The organism is Okeania sp. SIO2F5 (assembly GCF_010692685.1).
Classification (GTDB): Bacteria; Cyanobacteriota; Cyanobacteriia; order Cyanobacteriales; family Microcoleaceae; genus Okeania; species Okeania hirsuta.
The window spans coordinates 1-1,981 of record NZ_JAAHGU010000289.1; the positions used below are offsets into that span (position 1 = coordinate 1).

A 1,981-nucleotide genomic window follows, 5' to 3' on the forward strand; every position below is an offset into this window, starting at 1 on the left:
ACCATTATCTGGAGAAGAAGCATCATTGTCTACAACTGTTAACACCGCTGTATCATCAGTGCCGAGGGTGGCTCCTCCTGTAGGGGAGGATAAAGTTAGATTAATTGTTTCGTCATCCTCTTGCTCACTGTCATCAACAATAGAGATATTAATTGTTTTCTCTGTTTCTCCATCTGCAAAATCAACTGTTATGGGAGTGCTGTCATAATCATTATCTGCTGTGGCTGTACCGTTAGAGGGGGTAACTGTCACACTGACTGCTCCATCACTGCCACTGCTACGAGTAACTATGACGGCACCTTGAGTAGTACCATCTTCATTTATGCTGTAAGTGGTGTCGCTAAAGGATAATGTTCCTGGTGCTGGCTCTGGTGCTGGTGCTGGTGCTGGTGCTGGTGCTGGTGCTGGTACTGGTGCTGGCTCTGGTACTGGTGCTGGCTCTGGTGCTGGCGCTGGTGCTGGTGCTGGCTCTGGTGCTGGTGCTGGCGCTGCAACAGGGATAAATTCAATGTAGTCAAATCTTGCCCTCTCCCCTCTCTCTTTTTCACCGTTGAGGGTGATGTTTTCTCCATTATTAATCTGTAGACTTGTAGCGATAGTCCGCTCTACAAAATTTTGACTACTCACCGAGCTACTACCCAAATCTTGGTCAAATACCCAGGAATCAATGGTCTGATTACCAATTTCTACTGAAACAGAAGATTGACCATCTTTTTCATCATAGTAACCTACTACTACATTGTATGTACCTGTATCTCCTGTAAACTGATTTGTGGCACTACCTTGTGTGCCTTTTCTGGATACAGAGACTACTGCATCACCTGAAGCTACACTTCTGGATTCAGATTTTTAGCCACTTAGAGTCATATCTTCTGCTTCTATACGAATGTTTGTCATATTTAATGTATCCTACGGTAGAATTTGCCAGTCAATTTTCAAATTTTCTAGTAGAAAATTTGACATAAATATTAAATGGTTTCCTGGTTGCTTAATTTAATTATTGCTTATGTTATTTAAATTTTCTTAAAGTTTCTGTAAAGTTATACAGAAATTTCTTAAAGTTTTTGTGAAGTTATAGCAATGATACCAATTCTCTATGAAGCTGCGCTGAATACAAGTTAATAATATATAATAGTGAAGAAAATCATAGAGCGATCGCCAAAGTATTTATGGCCCGTCCCTTAAAAGTCAAAATCAATGAAACAGTTTCTGAACTAGAAAAGCGTTTAAGTAAGTCAATAACACCTAGAGAAAGAGTACGAATACAAATGATTTACTGGCTAAAAACCAATCAAGTATTGAGTCGCCCAGAACTAGCCAAGCTACTAGGTCGCCATGAATAAACGATTACACGTTGGCTCACACTTTCAGGACTTACGCAAAGACACTATATATAGCGATATAGCGCATATCAAATAGAACGATTGCTGACGCATAGCTCCGCTAATCCTTAGAAAAATTATAGCGATCGCCTAACATTTTTAGTTTTATCCCTATTCATAAAAACCTAAGATGTTGAGCAAAAATTTCTTGATTCTCTTGTCACCAACAAAAAAAATTGTAGGAAACACCAGTCACAAATGCTTCTAATGTCTCTGTAAAATTTGTCAAAGCTTGGCGAGAATAACCCTTTCTCAAGCCTGCTATTAATTGTTGGTAAACAATGAAAGTATAGGCAACAAACACTAAGATAAAATGACGCATCATACTGGTTTGATCTCTGAGTTGATCTTCTTTTCAACCCAACCATCCCAGAGCTTCCCGATCAAACTTTTCAATATAGTTTCTCTCACAAAAGGTTGTGACTATCCATTCTCCGGTCACACTTTTATAGAACCCCTGAGCGTATCTCTCAAAATTTAGGTGATCGCCAATCTCTGAAGCATTAGTCGAATAAAACACATAATTTACTTGGAAGTAGCATTTTCCAGGGTTCTTTTCCTGCGGAATGCTGCGCAAACAAAATTTTTAGTCAAGCTTT

3 protein-coding genes and 1 pseudogene are annotated in these 1,981 nt (G+C 39.3%); 1 reads left to right on the forward strand and 3 read right to left on the reverse strand.

The window, feature by feature from the left end; genetic code table 11:
* On the reverse strand, positions 1-510 hold a 510-nt coding region (locus F6K27_RS32985; protein ID WP_287300973.1), incomplete at its 3' end, for a Calx-beta domain-containing protein.
* Positions 505-810 (reverse strand): annotated as a pseudogene (locus tag F6K27_RS32990) (hypothetical protein); the annotation flags it as partial. The pseudogene F6K27_RS32990 and the gene F6K27_RS32985, both read right to left, overlap by 6 nt.
* A gap of 359 nt (positions 811-1,169) precedes the next feature.
* Between F6K27_RS32990 and F6K27_RS32995 the strand changes: the two are divergent.
* Positions 1,170-1,343, forward strand: a complete 174-nt coding sequence (locus tag F6K27_RS32995) for a hypothetical protein (protein WP_287273926.1) — start codon at positions 1,170-1,172, stop codon at positions 1,341-1,343.
* Positions 1,344-1,542: 199 nt separating this feature from the next.
* On the opposite strand, the gene F6K27_RS33000 is transcribed toward F6K27_RS32995, so the two are convergent.
* A complete protein-coding gene (locus F6K27_RS33000; RefSeq protein ID WP_287273928.1) occupies positions 1,543-1,707 on the reverse strand; it encodes a hypothetical protein in 165 nt (54 codons plus the stop codon).
* Positions 1,708-1,981: the final 274 nt, after the last annotated feature.